Consider the following 24,997-nt stretch of genomic DNA (forward strand, 5'->3'; position numbering starts at 1 on the left):
CGGCCTCCGTCCGCGGTCCGGGGATGCGCGCCTGCAGCGCCCTGATCGAGAACACGTCCGGCTCGTACCCACTCGCGACGTTTCCCAACCGGCCGGGACGGACACTCCGCTGGGTTACGCGGCGCATCGCGGGCCCCCGGCGTGGCGGGCCCGGCGGCGATCGTAGGCTCGCGGTGTGCCTCTGTACGCGCTCGGTGACGCCGAACCGGACATCCACCCCACCGCCTACGTCCACCCGGACGCGGTGGTGATCGGCAACGTGACCCTCGGGCCGGAGTCGACGGTCTGGCCGACGGCGGTGCTGCGCGGCGACGACGGCCGGATCGAGGTGGGTGCGCGCACCAGCATCCAGGACGGCTCGATCATCCACACCACGCTGCGCGAGCCGACGATCATCGGCGACGAGGTGACGGTCGGGCACAACGTGCACATCGAGGCGTCCACGATCGGGAACCGGGCGCTGATCTCGTCCGGCTCGGTGGTGCTGAACGGCTCCCGGATCGGGGAGGGGGCCGTGGTCGCGGCGGGTGCGGTCGTCTCGCCGAACGCGGAGGTTCCCGCCCACCGGATGGCACTCGGGGTCCCGGCCCGGGTGCGCGAGGGCTACGAGGTGCCCGCGGACCGCTGGCGGCACTCGGTGGAGTCCTACGTCGATCGCGGGCACCGGTTCCGCGCTCAGCTGCGGAAGCTGGAGGGCTGATGGCTGCGAAGCCGCTGCACGAGGTCGTCGAGGCGGGCTGGGCGCAGGCCCTCGAACCGGTCGCCGAGACGGTGACGGCGATGGGCGGGTTCCTGCGCGCTGAGATCGCCGCCGGCCGCCGCTACCTGCCGGCCGGTGCGAACGTGCTGCGCGCGTTCCAGCAGCCGTTCGACCAGGTGCGGGTGCTGATCGTCGGCCAGGACCCGTACCCGACGCCGGGACACGCGGTGGGCCTGTCGTTCTCGGTGGCGCCGGAGACCCGGCCGCTGCCGCGCTCGCTGCAGAACATCTACCGCGAGTACTGCGAGGACCTCGGGCACCCGGCGCCGTCCACCGGAGACCTGACGCCGTGGACCGAGCAGGGCGTGCTGCTGCTCAACCGCTGCCTCACCGTCGCACCGGGCGAACCCGGATCGCACCGCAACAAGGGCTGGGAGGAGATCACCGAGCAGGCCATCCGGGCGCTGGTCGCGCGGGACGCCGAGCCGATGGTGGCGATCCTCTGGGGGCGTGACGCCCGCAACCTCGCCCCGCTGCTGGAGGACGTGCCGATGATCGAGTCGGCGCACCCCAGCCCGATGTCGGCGGACCGGGGCTTCTTCGGCTCCCGGCCGTTCACCCGGGCCAACGACCTGCTCGATGAGATCGGCGGCGATCCCGTCGACTGGAAGCTGCCCTGACCGAGGCGCCGGCCCGCTAGCCTCCGTTGCGGGAGGCAAGATGATCGACGTGCGGTGTCACCTCGGGATTCTCGCGGTGGCAGGTTCGATGCTGGTGGGGTGTTCGGCGGCTGCCGAGGGGCCGTCCGATCCGTTCCCGCCGCGGCCGCAGCCGATCGAGGTGATGGCCATCGACCCGTGCCGGGTGTTGACGCCCGAGCAGCTCGCGAGCCGCGGTCTGACGCCGGAGGACCGCAACTACGCCGAGCCCGTGGTGGGCGGGGACACGACCTACGCCTGCGGCTGGGGTAACAGCTGGACGGCCGACTTCAGCTACAGCGCGCAGATGATGCCGGTCGACGCCGCGAGTGCGGTCGGCGGCCCCGGTTCGCAAGTGCGGGTGATCGCGGGCTACGGCGCGGTCCGGAACATGGTGCGGGAGAACACGTCGCCGATGTGTGAGCTCGTCGTCGACGCGGCCGACGGCCGGGTCATGCGGCTCCAGGTCCAGGTGATCGGCCTGAAGCCGGACGGATCGACGCCGTCGATCGACGAAACCTGCCGGGAGGCGGAGCGGCTGGGGGTGGATGCCCTCGGTACCGCGAGAACGCTCACCCCGTGAGCGGTTCGCGGGTGTGAACCCCGCACCGGATTCGGGTTCCTGTCGGGGATGTGCTGCGTAGCGTCCGGCCGATGGACATCGAGGCGAAGCAGCCGGTCGGCACGGCGTCGGACGGACTGATGAGTCAGATCTCGATCGGCAATGTGCTGGCGGTGCACGGGCTGCTGGCCGCACAGGCCGAGCGCATGCGGCTGCTGCTGGACGCCTCGAACTGGTTGCGCAGCATCGAGGCGGTCGGTGGCGATCCGGTGTCGCTGGACGCGCGGGCCTCCTTCCAGTACAAGATCAACGGCATGCTCGACGCCCAGTGGGCGCACCACCGGGAGCTGACCGAGGCGACCGAGCGGCTGCGGCGCGCGGCGCGCGAGTACGGCCACACCGACGACATGATCCGGGGCGAGTTCGAGCGGGCCAGGGACGAGCTCCCAGCACTGTCACCGGAGCTCGCCGCCGGATCATGGAGCAGGCCGACCGGACAGTGACCGGCGCACACCCCTCGACCACGCCGCACACCCGCTGCAACGGGTGTGCGGCGTGGGCAACGGGTGTGCCGGAGCTTCCCTGGGAGGGCATTAGGCTGGTCGGTGTGAACGATCCGGGGGAGATGCGCATATCCGACGCCGACCGCGAAGCCGCTGCCAAGCGGTTGCACGACGCGCTCGGCGAGGGCCGGATCACCCTCACCGAGCTGGAGGAGCGGCTCGACGCCGTCTACGCCGCGCGCACCGCGAGCGAGCTGCGCCCGCCGCTGGCCGATCTGCCCGGATCGGAGCTGGTCGCCCCGCGGACCGGTGAGCTCGTCCGCCCGGCCGACGGGGCCGACCGGGTGCACCTGCGCACCGGCGCCGGCACGGTGAAGCGCACGGGGGACTGGCAGGTCCCCGCAGCGATGAAGCTGACCACCAGCATGGGCACCATCCACCTGGACCTGTCCGAGGTGCGACAGGTCCCGCCGCGCATCGACATCGAGGTGTCGACCGGGATGGGCGAGATCGTGCTCGTGCTCCCGGAGGGCGGCAGCGCCGACGTGGACGCCGTCTCCGGATCGTGGGGCGAGGTCAAGACGAAGGTGCCGTCGACGCCCGGCGGCTCCGGGCCGCACATCGTGGTGCACGGCAAGGTCGGGATGGGCTCGTTGACCGTCCGCGGCTCACGCAAGGGTTGGTGGAAGGCCGTGATGGGCTGAGCGACCCCCGGTACGTCGCGCCCCCCGGTACGTCGACAGGCCCGGACCCATATCGGGTCCGGGCCTGTCGAGGTATCGGTTCTCGCGCGGCACCACGCGTCAGACGCGGGTGACCTTCCCGGCCTTCAGGCACGAGGTGCAGGCGTTGATCCGGCGGCGGTTGCCCCCGCTGATCGCGGCCCGCACGGTCTGGATGTTCGGGTTCCAGCGGCGGTGGGTGCGGCGGTGAGAGTGCGAGACGGACATGCCGAAGCCCGGACCCTTGCCACAGACGTCGCAGACGGCAGCCACGTCGGACACTCCTTGAAGGTTGGAGACAGTGCAAAGTAAGACAGTGCGCAGAGCCCGGACGTACCGGGGCTCGGCGATCCAGTCTAGCCATCCGTGTGCAGCGACCTCCGCGGGGGCCCGCCAGGGATGTCGGTGCCGGGCCGCGCACCTACGCTGAGGGGCGTGGCCCCGCCGTTCGACTCCGCGTTGCTGCGCCGCTGGATCGACGCGGCCGCCGAGCGGCTGACCGCGGGCCGGGCCGAGATCGACCGGATCAACGTGTTCCCGGTCGCCGACCACGACACCGGATCGAACCTGCTGCTCACGGCGCGCGCGGCGGCGTCCGCGCCGCTGGAGGGCGGCCCGGCGCGGGCGGCGGCGGCACTGGCCGCGGCGGCGGTGCGCGGGGCGCGCGGGAACTCCGGGCTGATCCTGTCCCAGCTGTTCCGCGGCCTGGCCGAGGAGCTGGCCACGACGCGCGGCGAGCAGGGCGCCGGTGTGGCAGCGCGTGCGCGCACCGCGGCGGAGCTGCTGTCCGGGGCACTGCGCCGGGCCGCGGCCCTCGCCACCGCCGCCGTCTCGGTGCCCCGATCCGGAACCGCCCTCACGGTCCTGGAGGCCGCCGCATCGGCCGCCGCCGAGAAGGTCGCCGCGATGGCGGAGGCGCCGGCCCGGTTCGCACGGGATCCCGTCGTTCGCACGGGGTCCGATCCCGTGCGAACGCAGCGAACCCGTGCGGATGACGGCGGGGCGGGGGCTGTCGAGGGCGCTCTGGTGGAGGTCGCTGCGGTGGCCGCCCGGGCGGCGCGCGCTGCGCTGGCGCGAGTGAGCGGCCGGCCCGCGGAGCTGGACCGGGCCGGGGTGGTCGACGCCGGCGGCCTCGGCCTGGTCGTCGTCTTCGACGCGCTGGTGGCCGCCGCCGGGGGAACCCCGGAACCGGTCCCGGAGGGCACCCTCGGCCGGCCTCCGGACCCGGGTTCGGGAGCACACGTCGGGTCGGGCGCTGCCGCCGGGCCGGGCGCGAGAGTCGGATCGGGTGGGGGCGTCGGACCGGGTCCGCAACCCACCCACCCGCAACCCACCCACCCGCAACCCACCCACCCGCAACCCACCCACCCGCAGCCCGCCTACGAGGTCACCTACCTGCTCGACGATCCCGGACCGGACGCGCTCGCTTCGCTCCGGACCCGGCTCGGCGAGCTGGGCGACTCGGTCGGCATCGCCGGGGACGGCGCGCGCGGCTGGCTGGTGCACGTGCACACCATCGACGCCGGGGCCGCGGTCGAGGCCGGGCTGGCGGCGGGGCGGCCGTCGTCCATCCGGATCGAGGCGCTGCCCACCCCGGCCCGGACCCGGGACCGCGCCGTGCTGCTCATGATCGAGAGCTCCGGGGCCGGTGCGCTCGCCCGGGCGGCCGGTGCGGACGTCCTGACCGCCGATCCCGATCCGGTGCTGGACGACGTGCTCGCCGCCATCCGGGCGACCGGCGCCGGACACGTCGCCGTGCTGCCGTGCGCACCGCACCGCCGGACCGTGGCCGAGACGGCCGTCGAGCGGGTCCGCGGGGAGGGGATCGACGCCGTCGTCGTCCCGACCGTGTCGGTGTTGCAGGGGCTGGCCGCGCTGGCCGTGCACGACCCGGACCGCCGGGCACCCGACGACGTCGTCGGGATGGCGGAGGCCGCCGCCGGGACGCGCACCGGCGGCCTGCAGATCGCCGAGGCGGAGGCGCTCACCTGGGCCGGGCGGTGCCGGCCGGGGGAGGTGCTCGGGATCTCCGACGGCGAGGTGGTGCTGATCGCCCCCGATCTCGCTGTCGGTGCCCTGTGGTTGGCTCATCGCATGCTCACACCGGGTGGGGAACTGGTGACCGTGCTGCTCGGCTCGGCAGCCGACGACGTGCTGGGCGACCGGCTCGCCGAGGACCTGCGCCGCACCCATCCGGAGGTGGACGTGCTGGTGCACCGGGGCGACCAGCACGACTTCCCGCTGGTGCTGGGGGTGGAGTAGATGGAGGGCGTGCAGACCTTCGACCTGGACAGCAGGCTGACCGGGCCGCTCGGGAAGAAGGCGGCCGATGCGCTGGCACCGCTCGGCCTGGAGACCGTCGGTGATCTGCTGCGGCACTACCCGCGCCGGCACGTCGACCGGGGCAGGCTGACCGACATCGCCGGGCTGGTCGCCGGTGAGCACGCGACGCTGATCGCGCAGGTGGAGAAGGCGACGTTGCGCGACATGCGCCGGCGCAACGGGCAGATGCTGCAGGTCGTCATCCGGGACGAGAAGGGCGGTCAGCTCGACTGCACGTTCTTCAGCCCCTACAAGGTCCGCCAGTTCGTCAAGCCGGGCGTGCGCGCGGTGTTCTCGGGCAAGGTCGGGGTGTTCAACCAGCGCCTGCAGCTGACCCACCCGCAGTTCGAGGCGCTCGACGAGACCGACGCGCTGCGTCCCTTCCTGTCGGTCTACCCGGCGAACTCCAAGGTCACCTCGCAGGAGATCGCGCGGTCGATCCGGCAGACCCTGGAGCAGATCGACGACCCGACCGACCCGCTGCCCGAGGAGTTGCGCCGCCGGGAGAAGCTGCCCGAGCTGGGCCGCGCGCTGCGCCGGATCCACGTGCCCGAGTCCGAGGCCGACATCCACGCCGCCCGGCACCGGCTGGTCTGGGACGAAGCACTCGGCGTACAACTGGCACTGGCCCTGCGCCGGCAGGACGCGGTGAGCCGGCCCGCCCCGGCCTGCCCGCGTACCGCGGGTGGCCTGCTCGACGCGTTCGACGCCGACCTGCCGTTCCCGCTGACCGACGGACAGCTCTCGGTCGGCACCGAGATCGCCGCCGATCTCGCCGGGGAACACCCGATGAACCGGTTGGTGCAGGGCGACGTCGGCGCCGGCAAGACGATCGTCGCGCTGCGCGCGATGCTGCAGGTGGTCGACGCGGGCGCGCAGGCCGCGATGCTCGCCCCCACCGAGGTGCTCGCCGCCCAGCACGCCCGCTCACTGCGCGCGATGCTCGGCCCGCTCGGCCGGGGCGGCGAGCTGGACGGCGCCGACAACGCCACCGCCGTCACGCTGCTCACCGGATCGATGAGCACGAAGGCCAAGCGGCAGGCCATGCTCGACGCGCAGTCCGGTGCGGCCGGGATCGTCGTCGGCACGCACGCCCTCATCCAGGATGCTGTCGGCTTCGCCGATCTCGGTCTGGTCGTCGTCGACGAGCAGCACCGGTTCGGGGTCGAGCAGCGTGACGCGCTGCGCGCTCGCGGCGAGCGTGCGCCGCACATGCTGGTGATGACGGCCACGCCGATCCCGCGGACGGTCGCGATGACCGTCTACGGCGATCTGTCGGTGTCCGAGCTGAAGGGGATGCCGCGCGGCCGGTCCCCGGTGGCGACGACCGTCGTCCCGCTCGCCGAGCACCCGCAGTGGATCGAGCGGGTCTGGCAGCGGATCCGGGAGGAGGTCGACGCCGGGCACCAGTGCTACGTGGTGTGCCCGCGGGTCGGCGACGTCGAGAAGGGCGATCCCGAGCTCGACGAGCCGCCACCGGAGGAGGGCGAGCCCGAGCGGCGGCCACCGCTGGCCGTCCTCGACATCGCGCCGATGATCACCGAGAAGCTCGCCGGGCTGCGGGTCGGGATCCTGCACGGCAAGCTCCCGCCCGACGAGAAGGACGCGGTGATGCGCTCCTTCGAGCGTGCCGAGCTCGACGTGCTGGTCGCGACCACGGTGATCGAGGTCGGTGTCGACGTGCCGAACGCGACCGGCATCGTGCTGCTCGACGCCGACCGGTTCGGCCTGTCCCAGCTGCACCAGCTGCGCGGGCGGGTCGGCCGGGGCAGCGCGCCGGGGCTGTGCCTGCTGGTCACCGAGATGCCCGCCGCCACCACCGCCCGGGAGCGGCTCGACGCGGTCGCCGGCACCACCGACGGTTTCGAGCTGGCCCGGCTCGACCTGGAGCTGCGCCGGGAGGGTGATGTGCTGGGCGCCAGCCAGTCCGGCGCCCGGTCCGGGTTGAAGCTGCTGTCGCTGCTGCGGCACGAGGAGGTCATCGCGAAGGCGCAGCTCTACGCCCAGGACCTGGTGGAGCGCGATCCCGGCCTGGCCGGGCACCCACGGTTGCTGGCGCTGGTGGGGGAGACCCTCGGCGACGAGGAACGCGCCGCCTATCTCGACAAGGCCTGATCAGGCCCCTCGGCAAGGCCTGATCAGGCCCCTCGGCAAGGCCTGATCAGGCCCCTCGGCACGGCCTGATCGGGCCCCTCGGCACGGCCTGATCAGGCCCCGGGCAGCTCGCCGCGGGCGCGGGCGTCCAGCTGGGCCCTGGCCGGTGTCGGCAGGTGCACGATCCCGGCCCGGTCGAGCCGGTCGAGTTCGCTGCGGGCCCGCGCGTAGGCGGCGAGCCGCTCCGGCTCGGAGTCGGAGTCGCGGGCCGTGGTCAGTAGCTTGACCACGCGTTCCACGGTGCGTCGCTCCTCGGGTGAGAGGCCGGAGAGCCGGATCCGGTCGGCCGCTTCGACGGCGGCCCGCCAGGCCCGGCGGGCCGCCTCGACGGCGCGCAGGTAGGAGGCGCCGTAGGGCTCGCCGGGGTATCCGTCGGTGTCGAGTGCCTGCGCCGCGGAGAACGCATCGACGAACCGGGCGGTGCTGGGCACCGCGACATCGGACAGCGCGGGGCGGCGCAGTACCGCCATCGGATCGGTTTCGTGTTCCAGGAACTCGGCGCGCAGCCGCTGGAAGTCGGCGCGGGCGCGGCGCCACGCCTGTTCCGCGGTGACGGCGGCTCCGGCGCCCGCGGCGAGCGGCGGTGCGGCGGCGGCCCGCTGCCGTGCCGCGTTGCGCAGCAGGCCGTGCACTCCCAGCGCCACCATCCCGACCAGCAGGACCAGCAGCACCTGGGCGATCACCGCGATCACCACTCCCACGCCCACCACCACCGTCCCCGCCAGGATCAGTACGCCGGCACCCGCTGCGACCCGTGCCAGCGGCCGGGCGGGCCGTCTGTCGCCACGGTGTGCTCGCATCGCCCGCCGGCGCTCGTGCAGGGCCGCGTGCCGGGCGGCCCGGCCACCACCGTCCCACGGGACGGGACCGGAGTGACCGCCGTGCGTGCTGCGTGTCATCCCTCCTTGGTACCGGAACGCGCGCGGCTCCGGTGCGGGCCGGACGGGTGGCCCGCACCGGCCCTGGCGGACCTGGGCAGATGGTTCCCCGCGGTGGTCGAGGGCCCGTTCCACGTGTCAGGATCATGCGTCCGGTGTCCGGGAACCCCGCACCGCCGGGCGGATGAGGAGAAGTGAGGAAATCGATGTTCCGCAAGGTGTTGGTGGCCAACCGGGGTGAGATCGCGATCCGAGCGTTCCGGGCGGCGTTCGAGCTGGGTGTCGCGACCGTCGCCGTCTTCCCGCACGAGGACCGCAACTCGTTGCACCGCGCGAAGGCCGACGAGTCGTACCAGATCGGTGAGCCCGGTCACCCGGTGCGCGCCTATCTGTCGGTCGACGAGGTCATCCGGGCCGCGAAGAAGGCGGGTGCCGACGCCGTCTATCCCGGCTACGGGTTCATGTCGGAGAATCCCGACCTGGCCCGGGCCTGTGCAGACGCCGGCATCACCTTCGTCGGCCCGCCGACCGACGTGCTGCACCTGACCGGCAACAAGTTCCGGGCGGTGGCCGCGGCCCGCGAGGCCGGGGTTCCGGTGCTGGAGTCGTCGGATCCGTCCTCGGACGTCGACGAGCTCGTCGCGGCCGCGGAGGGCATCGACTTCCCGGTGTTCGTCAAGGCCGTCGCCGGTGGTGGTGGCCGCGGCATGCGGCGGGTCCAGGAGCCGTCCGGGCTGCGCGAGGCCATCGAGGCCGCGATGCGCGAGGCCGAGTCCGCGTTCGGCGACCCGACGGTCTTCCTGGAGCAGGCCGTGGTGAACCCGCGGCACATCGAGGTCCAGATCCTGGCCGACGCCGACGGCAACGTCGTGCACCTGTTCGAGCGGGACTGCTCGGTGCAGCGCCGGCACCAGAAGGTCGTCGAGATCGCCCCGGCACCGAACCTCGACCCGGAGCTGCGGGACCGGATCTGCGCCGACGCGGTCAACTTCGCCCGGCAGATCGGCTACGTCAACGCGGGCACCGTGGAGTTCCTGCTCGACGAGCGCGGGCAGCACCACTTCATCGAGATGAACCCGCGGATCCAGGTCGAGCACACGGTGACCGAGCAGGTCACCGATCGCGACCTGGTCATCGCCCAGCTGCGGATCGCGTCCGGGCGGACGCTGCCCGAGCTGCGGCTCACCCAGGACCACATCACGCTCACCGGCACCGCGATGCAGACCCGGATCACCACCGAGGACCCGGCGAACGAGTTCCGGCCCGACGTCGGCACGATCTCGGTGTACCGCTCCCCGGGCGGGCCCGGCGTGCGCCTGGACGGCGGCACCGTGCACGTCGGCGCCGAGGTCTCGGCGCACTTCGACTCGATGCTGGTGAAGCTGACCTGCCACGGGCACGACTTCGCCAACGCTGCCCGCCGGGCCCGGCGGGCGATCGCCGAGTTCCGGATCCGCGGCGTCGCGACCAACCTGCCGTTCCTCGCCGCCGTGCTCGACGACCCGGACTTCCGGGAGGGGCGGGTCACCACCAGCTTCATCGAGGAGCGCCCGCACCTGCTGCGGGCCCGGCCCTCGGCCGACCGCGGCTCGCGGATCCTGCAGTACCTGGGCGACGTCACGGTGAACCAGCCGAACGGGCGCCGCCCGATCGTCGTCGAGCCGGTCGACAAGCTGCCGCAGCTGGACCCGTCCCTGCTCGACGCCCCGGCCCCGGACGGCTCGGCGCAGCTGCTGCGCGAGCTCGGGCCGGAGCGGTTCGCGGCCCGGCTGCGCGAGCAGACCGCGGTCGCCGTCACCGACACGACGTTCCGCGACGCCCACCAGTCGCTGCTCGCGACCCGGGTGCGGACCCGTGACCTGCTGGCCGTCGCGCCGTACGTGGCGCGCACGATGCCGCAGCTGCTGTCGCTGGAGTGCTGGGGCGGCGCGACCTACGACGTCGCGCTGCGGTTCCTGGCCGAGGACCCGTGGGAGCGGCTCGCCGCGGTCAAGGCCGCGGCGCCGAACATCTGCACCCAGATGCTGCTGCGCGGGCGCAACACCGTCGGCTACACGCCCTACCCGACGGAGGTGACCGACGCGTTCGTCGCCGAGGCAGCCGAGACCGGGATGGACATCTTCCGGATCTTCGACGCGCTCAACGACGTCTCCCAGATGCGCCCGGCCATCGACGCCGTCCGCAACACCGGGACGGCGCTGGCCGAGGTGGCGCTGTGCTACACCGCCGACCTGTCCGACCCGGCGGAGGAGCTCTACACCCTCGACTACTACCTGCGGCTGGCCGAGCAGATCGTCGACGCCGGCGCGCACGTGCTGGCGATCAAGGACATGGCCGGTCTGCTGCGCCCGCCGGCGGCCAGGACCCTGGTGAGCGCGCTGCGCGACCGGTTCGACCTGCCGGTGCACCTGCACACCCACGACACCGCGGGCGGCCAGCTGGCGACGCTGGTCGCGGCGATCGACGCGGGTGTGGACGCCGTCGACGGCGCGGTCGCCTCGATGGCGGGCACGACCAGCCAGCCGTCGCTGTCGGCGCTGGTCGCGGCCACCGACCACACCGACCGGGCGACCGGGCTGTCGCTGCAGGCCGTGGGGGACATGGAGCCGTACTGGGAGGCGGTGCGCAAGGTCTACGCGCCGTTCGAGTCCGGTCTGGCCTCGCCGACCGGGCGGGTCTACCACCACGAGATCCCCGGCGGGCAGCTGTCCAACCTGCGCCAGCAGGCGATCGCGCTCGGCCTGGGCGACCGGTTCGAGCTGATCGAGGACTGCTACGCGGCCGCCGACCGGATGCTGGGCCGGCTGGTGAAGGTGACGCCGTCGTCGAAGGTCGTCGGTGACCTGGCCCTGCACCTGGTCGGTGCCGGGGTGGAGCCCGCGGACTTCGAGAAGGACCCGTCGTCGTTCGATGTGCCGGACTCGGTGATCGGGTTCCTGCGCGGCGAGCTGGGGGAGCCCCCCGGCGGCTGGCCGGAGCCGTTCCGGACCCGCGCGCTGGAGGGCCGCAGCCCGGAGGCGGCGAAGGCCGAGCTCAGCATCGACGACCGGCGCGGGCTGCGTGACGAGCGGCGCCGGACGCTGAACAGACTGCTGTTCCCCGGTCCTACGAAGGAGTTCGACGCGCACCGCGAGCAGTTCGGCAACACCTCGGTGCTCAGCTCGAAGGACTTCTTCTACGGGCTGGAGGAGGACCTCGAGCACACCGTGGAGCTGGAGCCGGGAGTCACCCTGCTGATCGAGCTGGAGGCGGTCTCCGAGCCCGACGCGCGCGGCTACCGCACCCTGCTCGCGACGCTGAACGGGCAGATCCGGCCGGTCGCGGTGCGCGACCAGTCGGTCGCGACCGAGGTCAAGGCGGCGGAGAAGGCGGAGAAGGGCAACGACAACCACGTCGCCGCCCCGTTCGCCGGGGTCGTCACGCTGCAGGTCGGCGAGGGCGACCGGGTCGACGCAGGGCAGACCGTCGCGACCATCGAGGCGATGAAGATGGAGGCCTCGATCACCGCGCACTCCGGCGGGACCGTGAAGCGGCTCGCGATCGGTGAGGTCACCCAGGTCGAGGGCGGCGACCTGCTGGTGGAGCTGGAGTGACCCGACCATGATCCGTGTCCTGGGAGCGCCGGTGCCCACCGGTGCACCGGCCGCTCCCGGGACGGGGATCATGGGGGGATGACGAGGCTGATCGCGGGCCGGGCCGGTGGTCGCAGGCTCGCCGTGCCGGCGTCCGGGACCCGGCCGACCTCGGACCGGGTCCGGGAGGCGCTGTTCTCCGCGCTGGAGCACGATCCCGGGCTGGACGGGGCCGCCGTGCTCGACGTGTGCGCCGGATCCGGGGCACTCGGGCTGGAGGCGCTGTCCCGCGGCGCCGCGGACGCGGTGTTCGTCGAGTCCGACCGCCGTGCCGCCGGGGTGCTGCGCCGCAATCTGGCGACCGTCGGGCTCGGCGGCCGGGTGATCGCCGCGGGCGCGGGTACCGCGCTCGGCGGGCCGGCCCCCCGCCCGTTCGACGTGATGTTCCTCGATCCGCCCTACGCGGTCGGCGACGCCGAGATCGCGGACTGGCTCACCCGCGCGGCGGCCAACGGCTGGCTGGCGCCCGATGCGACGGTGGTGGTCGAGCGGGCGAAGGCGGCCGGCGGGTTCGGCTGGCCGGACGGCCTGGAACCCGGCCGGTCACGCCGGTACGGGGACACGATGCTGCACCGGGCGCACTACACCGGGGCCTGAGCCCGCAGATCGGGGACGGTCCGGTGGGCCCCGGCGGCGACCAGCTCCGCGGGCGTCGCGGTGCTGCAGACCCCGACGATCGTCCCGATCCCGGCCGCGACCAGTGCGCTCACCCCGGCCGGGGAGTCCTCGAACGCCCAGCAGTCGCCCGGGTCGGCGGCGAGCCGCCGGCAGGCGGTGAGGTAGCCCTCCGGGTCGGGTTTGCCGCGGGTCACGTCCCCGGCCGTCACCAGGAACCCGACCAGCGGCGCGGCGCCGAGGACCCGATCGAGGACCCGCTCGGCGTACTTCCGGCGCGCGCTGGTCACCACCGCGAGCCGGTGACCGCGCCCGGCCAGTGCGGTGAGCAGAGCGGTGGCCCCCGGGACGGGCCGGACCTGCTCGGCGAGCCCGGTCGAGTGCTCGGCCAGCTCACCGACGAGCTCCTCGAGCGGAGTGTCCCGCCAGGGGCCGTCGACCTCGGGCAGCGCGTCGGCCGCGCGCCGGCCGACGAACCGGTTCCGGTAGGTGTCCTCGTCGATCCGGGCGCCCCAGTCGTCGAAGAAGCGGAACCAGGTCTGCCGGTGGATGTGCTCGCTGAGCACCAGGGTGCCGTCGAGATCGAACACGATCGGCGCGCCCGGGGCCGGCGCGGCGCTCACCGGGCCCAGACGAACAACTCGGCCCCGGCCCGCACCGGCTCGCCGGTCGGTGCCCGCACCGACCCGGCGGGGGCGTCCAGGACGACCACCGGGCAGGTCACGGCGCGGCCGGCGGCCCGGACCGCGGCGAGGTCGACGGTCAGCACCGGCGCACCCCGTTCGACGACGTCGCCGCGCGCGGCGTGCAGCGTGAACGGCGCGCCCCGCAGGTCGACGGTGTCGATCCCGACGTGCACCAGGACACCGGTCCCGTCGGCCGTCCCGACGACGAACGCGTGCGGGTGCAGCGTGGACAGCGTCCCGGCCACCGGCGCCAGCACCACCGCCCGGTCGGCGCCGGTCGGCGGCTCGACCGCGGTGCCCGCGCCGACCATCTCCTGCCGGAAGACGTCGTCGGGCACCTCGGCCAGACCGACGACGGTGCCGTCCACCGGCGCGCCGACGGTGATCGTCACAGCAGGTCCCGGATGTCGTCGCAGAGGTTGTCGGCCTCCGGGCCCACCACCACCTGGACGACCGTCCCGGAGCGGACGACGCCGTGCGCCCCGGCGGCCCGCAGCGCCGCGTCGTCGACGAGCGAGGGATCGTCGACCTCGGTCCGCAGGCGGGTGATGCAGGCCTCCAGGTCGGTGATGTTGGTGGCCCCGCCGAGGCCCGCGACGATCTCGTCGGCTTTGCTCATGTTCGGCTCCTCTGCCGGATGGAACTGGTAGTAACCAGTATCTTGACAGCGGTCTGACCTGCCGTCACTCTCACTGGTTATAACCAGACCGTACCGCTGCTGCCGGTTTCGCCACAACGCCGGACGGTCCCGAAACGAACCGAGGAGCGCGTTGCCATGAGCGCTGTGACCTCTCCGTCGACCTCCGCACCGGAACCGGTGAAGCGGCGAGCCGCACTCGCCGGCCTGCAGCGACTCGGCCGCAGCCTGATGCTGCCGATCGCGGTGCTGCCGGCCGCCGGTCTGCTGCTGCGACTGGGTCAGGACGACCTGCTCGGCGGCGTCCCCGGGCTCGAACGGCCCGCGGAGGTGCTCGCCGCCGCCGGTGGCGCGCTGTTCGACAACCTCCCGATGATCTTCGCGCTGGGCATCGCGATCGGCTGGGCCCGCAAGGCCGACGGCTCCACGGCGCTCGCGGCGCTGGTCGGCTACCTGGTGCTGGACGGCGTCTTCACCGCGATGAGCCCGATGGTCCTGCCCGGGGTGCTCGACTCCGACGGCGAGCAGGCCGTCGTCAACTTCGGGGTGCTCGGCGGCATCGTCGCCGGGCTCACGGCGGCCCTGCTCTGGCAGCGCTTCCACCGGACGACGCTGCCGACCTTCCTCGGCTTCTTCAACGGCAGACGGCTGGTGCCGATCCTGACCGCCGGGGCGATGATGGTGATCGCCGCCCTGCTGAGCCTGATCTACCCGATCTTCAACGCCGGGCTGACCGGGCTCGGTGACGCGGTCGCGGCGAACGCCGTCGTCGGCGGTGGGGTGTTCGGCGTGGTCAACCGGCTGCTGCTGCCGCTGGGCCTGCACCACATCGTCAACTCGGTGGTCTGGTTCATCATCGGCGACTTCGAGGGCGCGCACGGCGACCTCAACCGGTTCTTCGCGGGCGACCCCACCGCGGGGGTCTTCATGACCGGCTTCTTCCCGATCATGATGTTCGCGCTGCCCGCCGCCGCGCTGGCGATCTGGCACGAGGCCCGCCCGGAGCGGCGCAAGCTGGTCGGCGGGATCATGGTGTCGGTGGCGCTGACCTCCTTCGTCACCGGGATCACCGAGCCGCTGGAGTACGCCTTCGTCTACGTGGCCTGGCCGCTCTACCTGATCCACGCACTGCTCACCGGCACCTCGCTGGCACTGGTCAACGCGCTCGACATCCACAGCGGGTTCACCTTCTCCGCCGGCGCGATCGACTACGTGCTGAACTTCGGTCAGTCCACCCGGCCGCTGTGGCTGATCCCGATCGGCCTGGTCTACGCCGCCGTCTACTACCTGCTGTTCCGGTTCGTGATCCGGCGCTGGAACCTGCGCACCCCCGGCCGGGAGGACGAGGAGCAGAACGAGGGCACCGAGGGTGCGCCGGTCGCCACGGCGCCCGCCGGTCCGGCCCGCGGCGAGCGGTCCGGCTCCGCCGATCCCGGCACCCCGGCCTCCGGCGCCACCGGCTCCGGTGCCACCGACACCGCCCGGGGCGCCGGCCCGGACACCGCCCCGGACACCGGCCCGGACGCCCGTCCCGGCGGCAGCACCGGATCCTGAGTCCCTCCCACCGCTAGGAGAACGAGATGCACTCCCGTACCGCAGTCGTCGCGTCCGAGGTGGGCCTGCACGCCCGCCCGGCGGCGCTCTTCGCCAAGGCTGCCGGTGCCACCGGCGTACCGGTGACCATCGCCGTGCGTGGCGGGGATCCGGTCGACGCGCGCAGCGTGCTGAACGTGCTCACCCTGGGCGTCGGGCACGGCGACGAGGTCGTGCTCACCGCCGACGGTGACGGGGCCGAGGCGGCACTGGACGGGCTGGTCGGCCTGCTCGAGTCCGATCTCGACGCATGACGACGGCATCGCACCCGGTGGACGCGGCCGCCGGGGTCCTCGCCGGCCGCGGGGTGAGCCCGGGGGTGGTCTGCGCACCGCTGGCCCGGCTCGCCCCGCCACCCGCCACCTCATCCGCGGATCCGGTCGGCGCCGACACCGGGATCGAGTGCGCGCGGATCGACGCCGCGCTGGAGGCCGTAGCGGCCGACCTGCACCGGCGGACCGGCACCGCGGACCCGGCCGCGGCGGGCGTGCTGGAGGCGACCGCGGCGATGGCGCTCGACCCGACGCTCGCCGCCGCCGCGCACGACCGGGTGCGGGCCGGGACGCCGACCGCGCACGCGGTGACCCTCGCCGTCGAGGAGGTCTGCACCCGGCTCGCCGGGCTGGGCGGGTACCTCGCCGAACGCGCCACCGACGTCCGCGACGTCGGACACCGGACGGTCGCCCATCTGCTCGACGTGCCGCCGCCGGGCCTCCCGGCCCCCGGGCACCCGGTGGTGCTCACCGCGCCCGACCTCTCCCCGGCGGACACCGCGGCACTGGCCGGCAGCGACGTCGTCGCGCTGCTCACCGAGCAGGGTGGCCCTACCAGCCACACCGCGATCATCGCCCGCGCGCTGGGGCTGCCCGCGGTCGTCGGCTGCGCGCAGGCCGCATTCGTCGATCCCGGCACGATCGTGCTGCTCGACGGTGGAACCGGTGTGGTGCAGCCCGATCCGCCCCCCGCGGCGCGGGTCCTGGCGGTCGGCCGCCGGGCGGCCGGGCCGGCGGCGGCGACCGGTCCCGGTCGCACCGCGGACGGGATCGCGGTGCCGCTGCTGAGCAACATCGGCACCGAGGCGCAGGCGCTGGCCGCCGCCGCGGGCGGATCGGAGGGGATCGGGCTGCTGCGCACCGAGTTCCTGTTCCTGGACCGCACGACCGCGCCGACCCGCACCGAGCAGCGCGACCAGCTGACCCGGATCCTGCGCGCCTTCGGTTCCCGGCGGGTCGTCGTCCGGACCCTGGACGCGGGCTCGGACAAGCCGCTGCCGTTCCTGCCGCTGGGTGACGAGGCCAATCCGGCACTCGGGGTGCGCGGGCTGCGCACCGCGGCCGGGTACCCGCAGATGCTCGCCGAGCAGCTGCACGCGATCGGCGAGGCCGCCGAGCGGGCCGGGCGGGAGATCGACGTGATGGCACCGATGGTCGCCACCGCGGACGAGGCGGCCCGGTTCGCCGGGCTCGCCAGGGCGGCCGGTGCGGCCCGGGCCGGGGCGATGGTCGAGGTGCCGGCCGCGGCGCTGCGGGCCCGGGAGCTGTGCGCGGCCGTCGACTTCGTCAGCATCGGCACCAACGACCTCGGCCAGTACGTGATGGCCGCCGACCGGACGATCGGCTCGCTCGGCGACCTGCTCGATCCGTGGCAGCCCGCGCTGCTCGACCTGGTCGGCCTGGTCGGGGAGGCCGGCCGGGCCACCGGGACACCGGTCGGCGTGTGCGGTGAGGCGGCCGCCGATCCGCAGCTCGCCGTGGTGCTGGTCGGGCTGGGTGCCACCAGCCTGTCCACGGCGCCCCCGGCCCGCGACGCGGTGGCGGCCGAGCTGGCCCGGCACGACCGGGACACCTGCCGCCGGGCCGCCGACCTGGCCCGCTCCGCCACCGACGCGGCGGGCGCCCGCGCGGCCGTCGCGGCGTTCCTGGACCGGACGTGATGGCCGAACGCCTGCTGCGGGGCACCGTCGTGACCGACGGGCGCACGCTCCCGGACACGGTCGTCGCGATCACCGGTGACCGGATCGTCTCGGTCGGCCCGGCCGGGGCGTGGGACGGTCCACCCGGTCTGCTGCCGCCGCCGAGCGATCGGCTGTTGCTGCCGGGCCTGGTCGACGTGCACTGCCACGGGGCCGCCGGGCACGGCTTCCCGGACGCCTCCGCCGAGGGGGTGGCGGCCGCCGTCGCGCACCACCGGGAGCACGGCACCACCACGATGCTGGCCAGCCTGGTGTCCGCACCGGCCGCGACGCTGGCCGACCGGCTGGAGCTGCTCGGCCCGCTGGTCGGCGCGGGGGAGCTGGCCGGGATCCACCTGGAGGGCCCGTTCCTGGCGGTGGCCCGGTGCGGGGCGCACGATCCCACCGCGATCGTCCCCGGCGACCCGGTGTTGCTGGAGAAGCTGCTGGCCACCGCAGGCGGCACCGTCGTGTCGATGACGCTGGCCCCGGAGACCCCGCAGTACTCGCAGCTGCTCGCGGTGCTCGCCGAGTACGGGGCGCTGCCGAGCATCGGGCACACCGACGCCGACGCCCGCAGCACCGCCGTCGCGATCGAACGGGCCGGTGGTGCGCCGATCAGCGCGACCCACCTGTTCAACGCGATGCCCCCGGTGCACCACCGCGCCCCGGGCCCGGTCACGGCCTGCCTGGCGGCGGCGGCCCGCGGCGAGCTGATCGTCGAGCTGATCGCCGACGGCGTCCATCTGTCCCCGGACACCGTGTCCGCCGTGTTCGATCTCGTCGGCCCCGACCGGATCGCGCTGGTCACCGACGCGATGGCGGCGGCCGGGATGCCGGACGGCCGGTACCGGCTCGGCGCGATGGACGTCCGGGTCACCGACCGGGTGGCCCGCCTGGCAGCGCCGGACGCGGCGACATCCGGTGCCGCGCGGCCGATCGCCGGTGGCACGGCCCGGATGATCGACGTCCTGCGCAGCACCGTGACGCAGAGCCGGGTCCCGCTCGCGACGGCGGTGCCCGCCGCCACCCGTACTCCGGCCCGGCTGCTCGGGCTCGGCCACGAGATCGGCTCGCTGGCCCCGGGATACCGGGCGGACGTGCTGGTCACCGATGCCGGGCTGCGCCCGATCCAGGTGCTGCGGCGCGGGGCGAGCGTCGCCGGCCGTCCCGAGCGATCTTCGAGCTGAGAGGCACCGAACGTGGACGTCATGGTCCTTCCCGATCCCGCCGCCTGCGGTGCGGCGGTCGCCGACGCCGTCGCCGACGCCCTGACCGGCGCGGCGGGCGGACCGGTGAACCTGGGACTGGCGACCGGCAGCTCACCGCTGCCGGCCTACGCCGAGCTGGTCCGGCGGCACCGCCGCGACGGTCTGTCGTTCCGCGCGGCCCGCGCGTTCCTGCTCGACGAGTACCTGGGGCTGCCCCGCGACCATCCGCAGGCCTATCGGCAGGTGATCCGCCGCGAGCTGACCGACCATCTCGACATCGACCCGGCCGCGGTGCACGCGCCGGACGGCACCGCGAGCGACCCCGCGGCGGCCGCCGCCGACTACGAGCGGCTGCTGACCGCCGCCGGTCCGATCGACGTGCAGATCCTCGGCATCGGCCGGAACGGCCACGTCGGGTTCAACGAGCCCGGGTCGGCACCCGGCTCGACGACCCGGGTGGTGGCGCTGACCGAGCGCACCCGGACCGACAACGCCCGCTTCTTCGACCGGCTGCAGGACGTGCCGCACCGCGTCCTCACCCAGGGGATGGGCACGATCGGCCGAGCGGCGCACCTGGTGCTGGTCGCGACCGGACCGGACAAGGCCCCGGCGGTCGCGGCCGCGGTGCACGGCCCGGTCACCACCGCGCTGCCGGCCTCCCTGCTGCAGCGCCATCCGCACTGCACGGTGGTCCTGGACCCGGCCGCCGCGGCCGGGCTCGATCCGGACCGACCGGCAGGTTCGTCCGGCAGGGTGTGCCGGACGGGCACCCCGGTCCGCGGCTACCGTTGATGCCGGGGACCGCCGCCGCCGGAGCGCACCCGCCGGCGACGCGAGGAAGGGACGGTCGATGACCCGCGCAGTCCGGATCGGGGACGGCGTCGTGCCCAAGCACGAACAGCTCCGCACCCTGCTGACCGACGCGATCGCCCGCGACTTCGCCCCCGGCGACCCGTTCCCGAGCGAGCGCCGGCTGTGTCTCGATCACGGGGTCAGCCGGGTCACCGTGCGGGCCGCCGTCGGGCAGCTCGAACGCGACGGCCTGCTCACCCGGGTCCGCGGCAAGGGCACCTACGTGGCGGCGCGGACCGCGCGCTCCCGGCTGCACCTGGCCTCGTTCCACGACGACATGCGCAGGCTCGGGCTGACCCCGACCACCGTGGTGCTCGAGGTGACGCACACCCCGCCGTCGCCGGAGGCGGCGAAGGCGCTGGGCCTGGGGCCGGACCAGCGCTGCTACCGGGTGCGCCGGCTGCGGGTCGCCGACGGGGTCCCGATGTCGATCGACGACGCGTGGTACGACGCCGAGCTGGCCCCCGGCCTGGATCGGCACGACCTGAGCCACTCGATATACGCGATCCTGCTGGAGCACTACGAGCTGCCGATCGACCGGGCCGAGCAGAGCGTCGCCGCCCGCCAGGCGGACGAGGCCTCGGCCGTGCTGCTGGGGATCGCCCCCCGGGAGCCGATCCTGGTGTTCGACCGGACGGCGTCCTCCGGTGGCCGGGTGGTCGAGTACTCCGTCTCGCGCTACCGCGGCGACCGCTACGAGCTGCACATGTCGCTGGACCGCGAGTGGACCTGAGGTGATCACCGGCTGATAGGTTCCGCCGCATGCCCGACGTGCGCCGCGCGGTGTGCCCCGGTTCCTACGACCCGCCGACGGTCGGTCACCTCGACGTGATCGCGCGCACCGCCGCGCTGTTCGACGAGGTGTTCGTCGCGATCCTGGTGAACCCCCGCAAGCAGGGGATGTTCGAGATCGACGAGCGGGTGCAGATGCTCACCGAGATCACCGCGGATCTTCCGCAGGTCCGGGTGGAGTCGTTCTCCGGGCTGGTCGTGGACTACTGCCGGGAGCGCGGGGCGCAGGCACTGGTGAAGGGCCTGCGCGGGGCGACCGACTACGACTACGAGCTGCCGATGGCGCACATGAACCGGCACCTCACCGGCGTCGAGACGATGTTCCTGCCCGGCGCGCCCGGTCAGGTGTACGTCTCCAGCTCGCTGGTCAAGGAGGTCGCGCGCGGCGGCGGCGACGTGACGCCGTTCCTGCCGCCCAGCGTGCACACCCGGCTGGTCGAACGGTTGCAGGGTTGAGCCGGACGCTTCGCGTTCGTCTGTGTGGGGGTCATCCTTCCGGAACTTGACACGCGCGAGGGGCGGGTAATAACGCGCCGTACCGGTTGCCGGTGCGATGATCCCCCGCGTGTACCGGGTCTTCGAGTCGCTGGATGCGCTGGTGACGATCGTCGAGGACGCTCGCAGCGTCCCGATGACGTCGAACTGCGTCGTCCCGCGCGGCGACGTGCTGGAGCTGCTCGACGACGTCCGCGAGGCGATCCCGGGCGAGATGGACGACGCCCAGGACGTCCTCGACCGTCGCGACGAGGTGGTCTCCGAGGCCGAACGCGAGGCCGAGGAGACCCGGTCCGCGGCGAACTCCGAGGCCGAGGAGACGCTGCAGAACGCGCGCACCGAGGCCGAGCGGCTCGTGTCGGAGGCCCAGGAGGAGGCCGCCCGGACCCTCGCCGAGGCCCGGCACGAGGCCGAGCGGGCGGTCGCGGAGGGGCGCCGGCAGTACGCCGAGCTCACCGACCGGGCCCGCGACGAGGCCGAGCGGATGACCCACGCCGGACGCGCCGCGCACGACCGGCTGCTGGCCGACGGCCAGAACGAGCAGACCCGGCTGGTCGCCCAGACCGAGGTCGTCCGGGCCGCGCACGCCGAGTCCGGCCGGATCGTCGACACCGCACACGCCGAGTCGGACCGGCTCCGCCGCGAGTGCGACGAGTACGTCGACACCACGCTCGGGGAGCTGGAGGCCACCCTGAACAACGCGCTCGGCGTCGTCGGCCGGGGGCGCAGCCAGCTCTGGCGCGGCCAGGGCGGTGGCTACGGCTACGGCCACGAGGCGCCCGGGTACCCGCCGAACGGCCGCACCGGCACCGGGATGGACCTGATCGACTGACCGGGACCGGGGGAGTGCCGATCGCCGGCACCGGCACCGGCCGGGTCCGTCACTGGGAGCGCGCCCACCGGGCGACGCGGGCATCGCTCTGCTCGGGGGACAGATCCTCCACCCGGCACATCACGGACCAGCGGATGCCGTACGGGTCGACGACCGAGGCGAACCGGTCCCCGGACACGAAGTTCGTCGGCTGCTCCCGCACGGTGCCGCCGGCGTCGGCGAGCACCCGGACGGCGGCGTCCACGTCGGGGACGTAGACCGCCAGCGACATGCCCACGGGGTGGTCGCCGGGTTCGGCGGCGACCAGGCCGTAGCCGGGCATCGGGTCGCTGACGGTGAACCGGCCGCGGGCCAGCTCCAGCTCGGCGTGCGCGATCAGCTCGCCCATCCCGGTCACCGAGACGCTCCGCGCGCCGAACGCCGCGCAGTACAGTTCGATGGCCTCCCGGGCGGGGGAGGCGACCAGGTGCGGGCTCAGTGAGGTGCGCACGTGCGGCAGGCCGGCGGTGGTGTGCTCACCGGTGGCGGCGAGAGTGTCGGTGTCGGTGCTCATGGGCCGAGCCTGCCCGGGGCCCCGGGCCCGGTTCTTGAACATTCGCGACAGCCCGGGAGGACGGCCGTGGTCGAGTCCCGCGGCCATCTGAACCCCGGCGGGCCGGACGTCGCGCTGAGCCGGTTCCCGATCGGTCTCGACGAGCTCGTCCGGTGGGCCTGGGTCGCCCGCTGGGACGTGCCGCCCGGGTGCACGCGCCCGCAGCGGGTGCTGCAGTACCCGGCGTTCAACCTGGTCACCGGACCGGCCGGGGCGTATCTGCACGGGCCGCGGAGGGTCGTCGACGTCCGGGAGCTGACCGGCCGGTCCTGGGTGGTGGGGGTACTGCTGCGCCCGGCCGCGACGCCGCTGCTCAGCGCGACCCCGGCGGCGGCGCTGCGCGGGTCGTCCGAGCCGTCACCCGGCGCTCCGGTCGCGGTGCTGAGCGCCGCGGTGCACGACGCGGCCGACCCGGACCGGGCGGTCGCCGAGGCGCTGCGCCGGTGGCTCGCCCCGGCCGCCTCCCGGATCGGCGACGCCGGACGCCTGGTGAACCGGGCCTGCGCGCTGGCCGAGGAACGCACCGACGTCGTCCGCGCCGACCAGCTCGCCGAGGAGCTCGGTGTCCCGCTCCGGACCCTGGAACGGCTGGTCCGCAGCCACATCGGGCTGACCCCGCTGTGGCTGATCGAGTGCCGCAGGCTGCAGCACGCGGCCACCGCGCTGCGGGTCGACCCGGACACCGACCTGGCCGCGCTGGCCGCCGATCTCGGCTACGCCGACCAGGCGCACTTCACCCGCCGCTATCGCGCCGTGGTGGGGGAGACGCCCGGGGCGACCCGGCGCGCAGCCCGCGCCGGACGATGATCGCCGGACCCCGGCGGCGTCGGCGCGGGTGGCCCACGCGGGGCCCGTCAGCCGCGGCCGGGGCGACACGGCGGCGGCCCGGCCCGGTCCCGGCGGTCCCGCCGCTCGATGCCGCGTACCCTGGTCCCGGACATGAGCACGCAGCGCATCCCCGGATCCCGCCCCGCCCGCCCCGACGACAACCCGTGGGTCGTCAGCACCCGCGAGCTGGCCCGCCGCCCGGGAACACAACGCACCGTCACGCGGACGGTCCCCGCCCCATCGGGTGACGAGGCGATCGGGCTGGTCGGCGTGATCTCCGTCCCGGACGGATCGGACGTCGAGCTCGACGTCTCGCTGGAGTCGGTGACCGAGGGCGTCTACGTCTCGGGCACCGCGGCGGCGCGGCTCGAGGGCGAGTGCTCCCGATGCCTGGACCCGCTGTCCGACGACGTCGTGGTCGGGTTCGGTGAGCTGTTCGCCTATCCCGACTCGGTCACCGAGGAGACCACCGACGCCGACGAGATCCCGCGGCTGGTCGACGAGCGGGTCGATCTCCTCCAGACCGTGCGGGACGCACTGGTCACCGACCTGCCGATGGCACCGCTGTGCACGCAGGACTGCCCCGGCCTCTGCGAGGGCTGCGGCGAGCGGTGGGCCGATCTCGCGCCGGATCACGGGCATGAGAGACTGGATCCTCGTTGGGCGGCGCTCCGTGAGCGCCTGCCCTCCACCGAGTGATCCGGTGCCTCTCGCAGGCCCGATCCCGGTGCGCCGACAGACTGAACGTTTCAGAACCGAGGAGTGTCATCATGGCCGTCCCCAAGCGCCGGATGTCGCGGTCCAACACGCGGGCTCGCCGGTCGCAGTGGAAGGCCACTGCACCGAACCTGGTCGCCTGCTCGAACCGCGCGTGCCGGGAGCCGAAGCTGCAGCACATCGCCTGCCCGACCTGCGGTCAGTACGACGGCCGGCAGGTCACCCGTCCGGCCTGACACGCCTGAGGTGGGCGAGAAGAGCGTGACCGGTCCGGTGACGGACCGGTCTCCTCTGCTGTCCGCGCTCGGTGTCGAGCTGGACGAAGAGCTACTGATCCTCGCGCTCACGCACCGCTCCTACGCCTACGAGCACGGTGGCCTGCCGACCAACGAGCGGCTGGAGTTCCTCGGCGACTCGGTGCTCTCCATCGTGATCACCGAGCGGCTCTACCGGGACCATCCGGACCTGCCGGAGGGTCAGCTCGCGAAGCTGCGGGCCAGTGTGGTGAACATGCACGCGCTGGCCGGTGTGGCGGCCGTGCTGCCCGCTCCGGAGGGGCGCGTCGGCATCGACGGCACCCGGCTCGGTCTCGGGGCGTATCTGTTCCTGGGCCGCGGCGAGGAGCTGACCGGCGGCCGGACCAAGGCCAGCATCCTGGCCGACGCCACCGAGGCACTGCTCGGTGCGGTCTACATCCAGCACGGCCTGGAGTCGTCCCGGGAGCTGATCCACCGGCTGTTCGACGACCTGCTGCGCAGCGCGCCGCTGCTCGGCGCGGGCCTGGACTGGAAGACCAGCCTGCAGGAGCTGACCGCGGCCGGTGGCTACGGCGTTCCCGAGTACCGGATCGACGAGGAGGGCCCGGATCACCTGAAGGTGTTCACCGCGACCGCCGTCGTCGCCGGGCGGGACCTCGGGACCGGTGCCGGGCGCACCAAGAAGGAAGCCGAGCAGAAGGCCGCGGAGCTCGCCTGGCGGGCGCTGTCGGCCGAGCAGAGCTCCGGCTCGACGCTCTAGCCGCGCGC

27 protein-coding genes are annotated in these 24,997 nt (G+C 74.1%); 21 read left to right on the forward strand and 6 right to left on the reverse strand.

Translation table 11 applies throughout. The features are described from left to right. Nucleotides 1-175: 175 nt before the first annotated feature. The 5 genes from Pdca_RS09080 (at nt 176) to Pdca_RS09100 (ending at nt 3,167) form a co-directional block, all read left to right on the forward strand. Nucleotides 176-700 carry a gamma carbonic anhydrase family protein gene (locus Pdca_RS09080; protein ID WP_085915699.1) on the forward strand — a complete coding sequence of 175 codons (525 nt, stop codon included), beginning with the start codon at nt 176-178 and terminating at the stop codon, nt 698-700. Further along, nucleotides 700-1,380: a uracil-DNA glycosylase gene (locus Pdca_RS09085; protein ID WP_085915700.1), complete on the forward strand. Its 681-nt coding sequence runs from the start codon at nt 700-702 to the stop codon at nt 1,378-1,380. The genes Pdca_RS09080 and Pdca_RS09085 overlap by 1 nt, the downstream gene beginning before the upstream one ends. Continuing rightward, nucleotides 1,340-1,981 carry a DUF3558 family protein gene (locus tag Pdca_RS09090; RefSeq protein ID WP_085915701.1) on the forward strand — a complete coding sequence of 214 codons (642 nt, stop codon included), beginning with the start codon at nt 1,340-1,342 and terminating at the stop codon, nt 1,979-1,981. Before Pdca_RS09085 ends, Pdca_RS09090 begins: the two co-directional genes overlap by 41 nt. 71 nt (nt 1,982-2,052) lie before the next feature. Then, the gene (locus Pdca_RS09095) at nt 2,053-2,463 is read left to right on the forward strand and encodes a hypothetical protein (protein ID WP_232021483.1); all 411 of its coding nucleotides are present in this window, start codon (nt 2,053-2,055) and stop codon (nt 2,461-2,463) included. 104 nt (nt 2,464-2,567) lie between these two features. Beyond that, a complete protein-coding gene (locus tag Pdca_RS09100) occupies nt 2,568-3,167 on the forward strand; it encodes a DUF1707 SHOCT-like domain-containing protein (protein WP_232021484.1) in 600 nt (199 codons plus the stop codon). 99 nt (nt 3,168-3,266) lie between these two features. Here the strand turns inward: Pdca_RS09100 and rpmB are convergent, their stop codons facing one another. After that, nucleotides 3,267-3,458 carry a 50S ribosomal protein L28 gene (gene rpmB, locus Pdca_RS09105; RefSeq protein WP_085915702.1) on the reverse strand — a complete coding sequence of 64 codons (192 nt, stop codon included), beginning with the start codon at nt 3,456-3,458 and terminating at the stop codon, nt 3,267-3,269. 162 nt (nt 3,459-3,620) lie between these two features. Here rpmB and Pdca_RS09110 point away from each other — a divergent pair, with 162 nt between their 5' ends. Next, a complete protein-coding gene (locus Pdca_RS09110; RefSeq protein ID WP_085915703.1) occupies nt 3,621-5,447 on the forward strand; it encodes a DAK2 domain-containing protein in 1,827 nt (608 codons plus the stop codon). Beyond that, on the forward strand, nt 5,448-7,622 hold the full coding sequence (gene recG / locus Pdca_RS09115; RefSeq protein WP_085915704.1) for an ATP-dependent DNA helicase RecG: 2,175 nt from the start codon (nt 5,448-5,450) through the stop codon (nt 7,620-7,622). It begins immediately after the preceding gene. Nucleotides 7,623-7,714: 92 nt separating this feature from the next. Here recG and Pdca_RS09120 read toward each other — a convergent pair whose 3' ends face one another. Continuing rightward, the gene (locus Pdca_RS09120; RefSeq protein ID WP_085915705.1) at nt 7,715-8,560 is read right to left on the reverse strand and encodes a hypothetical protein; all 846 of its coding nucleotides are present in this window, start codon (nt 8,558-8,560) and stop codon (nt 7,715-7,717) included. A 185-nt stretch (nt 8,561-8,745) separates the two neighbouring features. Here Pdca_RS09120 and Pdca_RS09125 point away from each other — a divergent pair, with 185 nt between their 5' ends. Both Pdca_RS09125 and rsmD read left to right on the forward strand, forming a co-directional pair. Beyond that, entirely contained in the window at nt 8,746-12,132 is a 3,387-nt protein-coding gene (locus Pdca_RS09125) for a pyruvate carboxylase (RefSeq protein ID WP_085912362.1), read from the forward strand. A 78-nt stretch (nt 12,133-12,210) separates the two neighbouring features. Next, nucleotides 12,211-12,768, forward strand: a complete 558-nt coding sequence (gene rsmD / locus Pdca_RS09130; RefSeq protein ID WP_085912363.1) for a 16S rRNA (guanine(966)-N(2))-methyltransferase RsmD — start codon at nt 12,211-12,213, stop codon at nt 12,766-12,768. Here the strand turns inward: rsmD and Pdca_RS09135 are convergent. From Pdca_RS09135 to Pdca_RS09145, 3 genes are read right to left on the reverse strand one after another with little or no spacing between them, the layout of a single operon-like run. After that, the gene (locus Pdca_RS09135; protein ID WP_158092126.1) at nt 12,753-13,409 is read right to left on the reverse strand and encodes an HAD family hydrolase; all 657 of its coding nucleotides are present in this window, start codon (nt 13,407-13,409) and stop codon (nt 12,753-12,755) included. The genes rsmD and Pdca_RS09135 overlap by 16 nt on opposite strands. Continuing rightward, nucleotides 13,406-13,864, reverse strand: coding sequence for a PTS sugar transporter subunit IIA (locus Pdca_RS09140; protein WP_085912365.1), 459 nt, complete (start codon nt 13,862-13,864; stop codon nt 13,406-13,408). Before Pdca_RS09140 ends, Pdca_RS09135 begins: the two co-directional genes overlap by 4 nt. Then, nucleotides 13,861-14,091, reverse strand: a complete 231-nt coding sequence (locus Pdca_RS09145; protein ID WP_085912366.1) for a PTS sugar transporter subunit IIB — start codon at nt 14,089-14,091, stop codon at nt 13,861-13,863. Before Pdca_RS09145 ends, Pdca_RS09140 begins: the two co-directional genes overlap by 4 nt. A gap of 156 nt (nt 14,092-14,247) precedes the next feature. Here Pdca_RS09145 and Pdca_RS09150 point away from each other — a divergent pair, with 156 nt between their 5' ends. The 8 genes from Pdca_RS09150 to Pdca_RS09185 all read left to right on the forward strand — a co-directional run bounded on the left by Pdca_RS09150 (nt 14,248) and on the right by Pdca_RS09185 (nt 21,835). Then, on the forward strand, nt 14,248-15,663 hold the full coding sequence (locus tag Pdca_RS09150) for a PTS transporter subunit EIIC (RefSeq protein ID WP_085912367.1): 1,416 nt from the start codon (nt 14,248-14,250) through the stop codon (nt 15,661-15,663). Nucleotides 15,664-15,689: 26 nt separating this feature from the next. Then, on the forward strand, nt 15,690-15,956 hold the full coding sequence (locus Pdca_RS09155) for an HPr family phosphocarrier protein (RefSeq protein ID WP_085912368.1): 267 nt from the start codon (nt 15,690-15,692) through the stop codon (nt 15,954-15,956). Continuing rightward, a complete protein-coding gene (locus Pdca_RS09160) occupies nt 15,953-17,635 on the forward strand; it encodes a putative PEP-binding protein (protein ID WP_085912369.1) in 1,683 nt (560 codons plus the stop codon). Before Pdca_RS09155 ends, Pdca_RS09160 begins: the two co-directional genes overlap by 4 nt. Further along, entirely contained in the window at nt 17,635-18,843 is a 1,209-nt protein-coding gene (locus tag Pdca_RS09165; protein ID WP_085912370.1) for an N-acetylglucosamine-6-phosphate deacetylase, read from the forward strand. Before Pdca_RS09160 ends, Pdca_RS09165 begins: the two co-directional genes overlap by 1 nt. A 21-nt stretch (nt 18,844-18,864) precedes the next feature. Then, on the forward strand, nt 18,865-19,656 hold the full coding sequence (locus tag Pdca_RS09170; RefSeq protein WP_085912371.1) for a glucosamine-6-phosphate deaminase: 792 nt from the start codon (nt 18,865-18,867) through the stop codon (nt 19,654-19,656). 58 nt (nt 19,657-19,714) lie between these two features. Next, nucleotides 19,715-20,449, forward strand: a complete 735-nt coding sequence (locus Pdca_RS09175; RefSeq protein ID WP_085912372.1) for a GntR family transcriptional regulator — start codon at nt 19,715-19,717, stop codon at nt 20,447-20,449. 29 nt (nt 20,450-20,478) lie between these two features. After that, a complete protein-coding gene (coaD, locus tag Pdca_RS09180; protein WP_085912373.1) occupies nt 20,479-20,964 on the forward strand; it encodes a pantetheine-phosphate adenylyltransferase in 486 nt (161 codons plus the stop codon). A gap of 109 nt (nt 20,965-21,073) precedes the next feature. Further along, nucleotides 21,074-21,835 carry a DivIVA domain-containing protein gene (locus Pdca_RS09185; protein WP_085912374.1) on the forward strand — a complete coding sequence of 254 codons (762 nt, stop codon included), beginning with the start codon at nt 21,074-21,076 and terminating at the stop codon, nt 21,833-21,835. Between the two features lie 49 nt (nt 21,836-21,884). Here Pdca_RS09185 and Pdca_RS09190 read toward each other — a convergent pair whose 3' ends face one another. Further along, the gene (locus Pdca_RS09190) at nt 21,885-22,388 is read right to left on the reverse strand and encodes a VOC family protein (protein WP_085912509.1); all 504 of its coding nucleotides are present in this window, start codon (nt 22,386-22,388) and stop codon (nt 21,885-21,887) included. 66 nt (nt 22,389-22,454) lie between these two features. On the opposite strand from Pdca_RS09190, the gene Pdca_RS09195 reads away from it, so the two are divergent. The 4 genes from Pdca_RS09195 to rnc all read left to right on the forward strand — a co-directional run bounded on the left by Pdca_RS09195 (nt 22,455) and on the right by rnc (nt 24,989). Beyond that, entirely contained in the window at nt 22,455-23,234 is a 780-nt protein-coding gene (locus Pdca_RS09195) for an AraC family transcriptional regulator (RefSeq protein ID WP_085912375.1), read from the forward strand. 132 nt (nt 23,235-23,366) lie between these two features. Beyond that, a complete protein-coding gene (locus Pdca_RS09200; protein WP_085912376.1) occupies nt 23,367-23,954 on the forward strand; it encodes a YceD family protein in 588 nt (195 codons plus the stop codon). A gap of 71 nt (nt 23,955-24,025) precedes the next feature. Continuing rightward, entirely contained in the window at nt 24,026-24,208 is a 183-nt protein-coding gene (rpmF, locus tag Pdca_RS09205) for a 50S ribosomal protein L32 (RefSeq protein ID WP_085912377.1), read from the forward strand. A 10-nt stretch (nt 24,209-24,218) separates the two neighbouring features. Next, nucleotides 24,219-24,989, forward strand: coding sequence for a ribonuclease III (gene rnc, locus Pdca_RS09210; protein WP_085912378.1), 771 nt, complete (start codon nt 24,219-24,221; stop codon nt 24,987-24,989). The last annotated feature ends 8 nt before the right edge of the window (nt 24,990-24,997 follow it).

Source organism: Pseudonocardia autotrophica, assembly GCF_003945385.1.
GTDB classification, from domain to species: Bacteria; Actinomycetota; Actinomycetes; order Mycobacteriales; family Pseudonocardiaceae; genus Pseudonocardia; species Pseudonocardia autotrophica.